6 protein-coding genes and 1 pseudogene are annotated in these 4,476 nt (G+C 71.9%); all 7 read left to right on the top strand.

The features are described 5' to 3' along the window. A partial coding sequence (locus AC1D15_RS19260) for an urease accessory protein UreE (protein ID WP_477827243.1) occupies nucleotides 1-305 on the top strand: 305 nt, incomplete at its 5' end. A gap of 5 nt (nucleotides 306-310) precedes the next feature. Then, the gene (locus AC1D15_RS19265; RefSeq protein ID WP_477827244.1) at nucleotides 311-1,021 is read left to right on the top strand and encodes an urease accessory protein UreF; all 711 of its coding nucleotides are present in this window, start codon (nucleotides 311-313) and stop codon (nucleotides 1,019-1,021) included. Nucleotides 1,022-1,023: 2 nt separating this feature from the next. Beyond that, complete coding sequence (locus AC1D15_RS19270) at nucleotides 1,024-1,737, top strand: response regulator (protein ID WP_477827245.1); 714 nt, start codon at nucleotides 1,024-1,026, stop codon at nucleotides 1,735-1,737. Further along, nucleotides 1,734-2,939, top strand: coding sequence for an ATP-binding protein (locus AC1D15_RS19275; protein ID WP_477827246.1), 1,206 nt, complete (start codon nucleotides 1,734-1,736; stop codon nucleotides 2,937-2,939). The genes AC1D15_RS19270 and AC1D15_RS19275 overlap by 4 nt, the downstream gene beginning before the upstream one ends. A 127-nt stretch (nucleotides 2,940-3,066) precedes the next feature. Next, the gene (locus tag AC1D15_RS19280; RefSeq protein WP_477827247.1) at nucleotides 3,067-3,987 is read left to right on the top strand and encodes a dioxygenase family protein; all 921 of its coding nucleotides are present in this window, start codon (nucleotides 3,067-3,069) and stop codon (nucleotides 3,985-3,987) included. A gap of 31 nt (nucleotides 3,988-4,018) precedes the next feature. After that, nucleotides 4,019-4,339 carry a hypothetical protein gene (locus tag AC1D15_RS19285; protein ID WP_477827248.1) on the top strand — a complete coding sequence of 107 codons (321 nt, stop codon included), beginning with the start codon at nucleotides 4,019-4,021 and terminating at the stop codon, nucleotides 4,337-4,339. Between the two features lie 58 nt (nucleotides 4,340-4,397). Then, nucleotides 4,398-4,476 (top strand): annotated as a pseudogene (locus AC1D15_RS19290) (urease accessory protein UreG); the annotation flags it as partial.

Genomic DNA, 4,476 nt, shown 5'->3' on the forward strand with positions numbered 1-4,476 from the left:
CGCACTGCACGCAGCACGGCACGCCGTTCGACCTGCTGCGCGCCGCCTACCACCTGGGCAACCGGCACGTGCAGCTCGAGCTGAAGCCCGACCACCTGAAGCTCGAACCCGACCACGTGCTGGCCGACATGCTGCGGCAGATGCACCTGATCGTGAACGAGGCCTCGGCGGCGTTCGAGCCGGAAGGTGGTGCGTATGCGGCCGGCGGGCACGCGCATCACGGGCATGGCCACGATGATCACGACCACGGGCACGCGGGCCACGACCACCACGGTCACGGTCACCACGACCACCACGGCCACTGACACCGATGCCCCGCGTCCGCCGCGCCCCCGCCCCGACCAGCGCCGCCTCGCTGCTGCAGCTGATGTGGCTGGCCTCGCCGGCGCTGCCGGTCGGCGGCTTCAGCTACTCCGAGGGGCTGGAGTCGGCGGTCGATGCCGGCCTCGTCACCACCGAGGCGCAGGCCGCCGCCTGGCTGCTCGACCAGCTGCGCCTGGGCCTCGCCCGCAGCGACCTGCCGCTCGCCGCCAGGGCCTTCGCGGCCTGGCAGCGTGACGACCGCGACGCGATCCGCGAGCTGAACGACTGGGTCGTGCAGACCCGCGAGAGCAGCGAGATGCGCCTGCAGGCCGAACAGATGGGCCGCTCGCTGCTCGAGTGGCTGAAGAACCGCGGCCTCGCCGACGAGCGCCTCGCGGTGCTGGCCGCCCTGAAGCCGGCGCCGACCTGGCCGGTGGCGTTCGCACTGGCCGCCGCGCAGACCGGTGCGCCGCTGCGCGACGCGCTGCTGAGCCTTTGCTTCGGCTGGGCCGAGAACATGGTGCAGGCCGCGCTGAAATCCGTGCCGCTCGGCCAGAACGCCGGCCAGCGCGTGCTGGCCGCGCTGGCCGACGCGATTCCCGCGGCGGTCGACCGCGCGATCGCGGCCACCCACGCCGAGCGCCAGGCCTTCACGCCGATGCTGGCGATCCTGTCGGCACGCCACGAGGCGCAGTACTCGCGGCTGTTCCGCTCCTGACGATGATCCACGTCCTGCTGGTCGATGACGACCTCGACCTGCGCCAGCTCGTCAGCGACTACCTGCAACGCTATGGCATGCGGGTGAGCGCGGTGGCCGATGCCGCGAGCCTGCGGCGCGTGCTGCGCACGGGCCTGGGCGGCCCCGACCCGTTCAAGGTGCTGCTGCTCGACCTGATGCTGCCCGACGGCAACGGGCTCGACCTGTTCCGCTGGGTGCGCGAGATCGCGCCGCTGCCGGTGATCATGCTGACCGCGCAGGGCGACCCGGCGAGCCGCGTCGTCGGCTTGGAGCTCGGCGCCGACGACTACCTGCCCAAGCCGTTCGAGCCGCGCGAGCTGGTGGCGCGCATCCATGCGGTGCTGCGCCGCGCCGGGGCCGCCCCGGTCGCCGCGCCGACCGCGACCGTGCTGCAATTCGCCGGCTGGACCTTCGACCGGCTGCGCCGCCAGCTGACCTCGCCGCAGCAGGTGGTGGTCGCGCTCTCGTCGGCCGAGTTCCGGCTGCTGTCGGCCTTCGTCGACCACCCGAACCGCGTGCTGAGCCGCGACCAGCTGCTCGACCTGACGCGCGCACCCGGCGCCGAGGTGACCGACCGCAGCATCGACCTGACGGTGTCGCGGCTGCGCCAGAAGCTCGACGAGCCGAACCTGATCCGCACCGTGCGCGGCGAGGGCTACCTGTTCAACGGCAACGACGGCGGGGCGCGCGCTTGAGCCTGTTGCAGCGACTGCGCCCGCTGTTCAGCAACAGGTTGTTCAGCAACCGGCTGTTCAGCGACACCCTGTTCAAGCGGCTGATGCTGCTGATGTGGGTCGCGCTGGTGGCCAGCCATTTCCTCAGTTTCGCGGCGGTGCGCAGCATCGCCGACGGGCTGGGCAACGGGCCGCCGATGGGCTCGCCCGCACCCGGAAACGACGGCATGGGCGTGCCGCCGCTGTCATCGCTGCCGCCCGGCCTGCTGCCCAAGGGCGGCCCGCAGGGGCCGGGACCCGGCAGCGCGGGGCCGGGCGGACCGCCACCCCCGGGGCAACCCGGGCGACCACCGGTCGGCGCGCCGCCGATGCGCTCGCTGTGGCTCGACTACCTGGTGCGCTTCCTGGTGATCGGCGGGGCCGCCTGGTGGGGCGCGCAGTGGCTGTCGCAGCCGATGCGCCGGCTGGCCGATGCGTCGCGTGCGCTCGGCCAGGAGATCGCACAGCGCCGCCCGGCGCCGACGCTCGACGAGCACGCGGGCACGCGCGAGGTGCGCCAGGCCGCGCAGGTCTTCAACACGATGGCGCAGCGCCTGCACGAGCAGTTCGGCGCGCAGGGCCTGCTGATGGCCGCGATCTCGCACGACCTGCGCACGCCGCTGGCCCGGCTGCGCCTGCGGCTCGAGACGATGGAGCCAGGGGCGCAGACCGAACGCTGCATCGCCGACCTGCAGGAGATGGACGCGCTGATCGGCAGCGTCCTGTCGATGCTGCGCGACCAGCATGCGCCGCAGGCGCGCCAGCGCGTCGACCTGCGCGCCTTGCTGCAGGCCCAGGTCGACGACCGGGTCGAGCAGGGCCTCGCGGTGCGCATCGCCGACGACAGCGGCGGCGAGGCCGTCGTGCTGGCACAGAGCGAAGCCCTGGGCCGCATCCTCGGCAACCTGATCGGCAACGCGCTGCGCCATGCCGGTTCGGCCGAGCTGAGCCTGCGCGGCCATCCCCGCGAGCTGGAGCTGTGCATCGACGACCACGGCCCCGGCATCCCCGAGGACCAGCTGGAGACGGTGTTCCGCCCGTTCTACCGGGTCGCCAGCAGCGGCGGCAGTGGCCYGGGCCTGTACATCGCAAGGGACCTGGCCGAACGGCTGGGCGGCCATCTGACGCTGTCGAACCGGCCCGAAGGCGGCCTGCGGGCCCGGCTGCTGCTCCCACGCGCCTGATCGCCGCTCGGGTACACCGCAGACACAGTTCAAATGGACCGTGTCCAAGTTGATACAAAGCGACGATATTCCCGACACCGTCGGCGACCAGCATCGGCAGCCTCACAGCCACTGCCTCGCCAACACCATGTCCGACACCCTTCGCCACCACGCCCTCGACCACGAGCAGCCCTCATGCGACCCCCACGGGCCTCATCACGAGCACGATCTCGGCCTTGTCCACGACCTGCAGGTGATGCAGCGCCGGCGCGCACTGACCTGGCTGGCCGGCGTCGGCGCGGTGACCGCGGTGTCGTCGTTGCTCGGCTGCGGTGGTGGCGGCAGTTCCACGGACACCACCACCAGCAGCTCTTCGGGGTCCAGCGGCTCCGGTGGATCTTCCGGCTCCGGCAGCAGCTCCTGCTCGGTCATCCCGGAAGAGACCGCCGGCCCCTACCCCGGCGACGGCTCGAACAGCGTGAACGGCAGCGTCGCCAACGTGCTCGGGGTGAGCGGCATCGTGCGCAGCGACATCCGGTCGAGCCTCCCCAGCAGCCTGGGCTCGGCGGAGGGCGTCACGTTGACCGTCACGCTGACGCTGGTCGATACCAACACCAGTTGCGCCGACCTCTCCGGCTATGCGATCTACCTGTGGCACTGCGACCGGGAGGGGCGCTACTCGATGTACTCGTCGGGAGTCACCAGCCAGAACTATCTGCGCGGTGTGCAGGAGACCGATGCCAACGGGCAGGTCACGTTCACCACCGTGTTCCCCGGCTGCTACGCCGGCCGCATGCCGCACATCCACTTCGAGGTGTACCGCAGCCTGGCCACGGCCACCTCGTCGACCAGCAAGATCAAGACCTCGCAGATGGCGTTCCCGGTCGCCGATTGCAGCACCGTCTACAGCACGGCCAGCGGCTACAGCGCGAGCGTGAGCAACCTGAACCAGATCAGCTTCGCGACCGACAACGTGTTCAGCGACGGCGTCACGCTGCAGATGGCCACGCTGAGCGGCAGCGTCGCGGCCGGCTACACCGCCGCGCTGACCGTGGGAATCGCGGCCTGAGACCTGTTTTTTTGACGAAGGAGACAGCGACATGACGACCTTGAACCGCATCAACCGAACCCTGGCCGCCGCCGCGGCCACCCTGCTGCTGGCGCTGCCGCTGGCAGGCACCGCCGCTGACCCGGCCGCATCGCAAGGCGGCAAGCCGCCGGCACCGCCGCCCGAGGCGATCGCCGCGTGCAACGGCAAGGCCGAAGGCGCCGCCGCGAGCTTCGCCGGCCGCAACGGCGAGACCATCTCGGGCACCTGCCAGAAGATCGGCGACGTGCTCGCGCTGCGCCCGGCCGGCGGCCCGCCAGGGGGTGGGCAGGGCGGCGGACAAGGCGGCAAGCCGCCGGCCAAGAAAGGCTGAGCGCCCGGCCGGCACTACACTCGGTTCGCCCCGACTCCCCGGACGAACCGATTCCCCCATGAGCGCCGCACTGCACACCATCCCCCACCGCACGAAGAAACTGCCGCCGCTGCGCGTGGGGGTGGGCGGCCCGGTCG

The sequence above is a fragment of the Rhizobacter sp. P2_H2 genome (assembly GCF_056403375.1).

Coding starts and splice junctions, on each gene's coding strand:
- AC1D15_RS19285 (WP_477827248.1), top strand. CDS start 4,019: ATGACGACCTTGAACCGCATCAACCGAACCCTGGCCGCCGCCGCGGCC.
- AC1D15_RS19265 (WP_477827244.1), top strand. CDS start 311: ATGCCCCGCGTCCGCCGCGCCCCCGCCCCGACCAGCGCCGCCTCGCTG.
- AC1D15_RS19280 (WP_477827247.1), top strand. CDS start 3,067: ATGTCCGACACCCTTCGCCACCACGCCCTCGACCACGAGCAGCCCTCA.
- AC1D15_RS19270 (WP_477827245.1), top strand. CDS start 1,024: ATGATCCACGTCCTGCTGGTCGATGACGACCTCGACCTGCGCCAGCTC.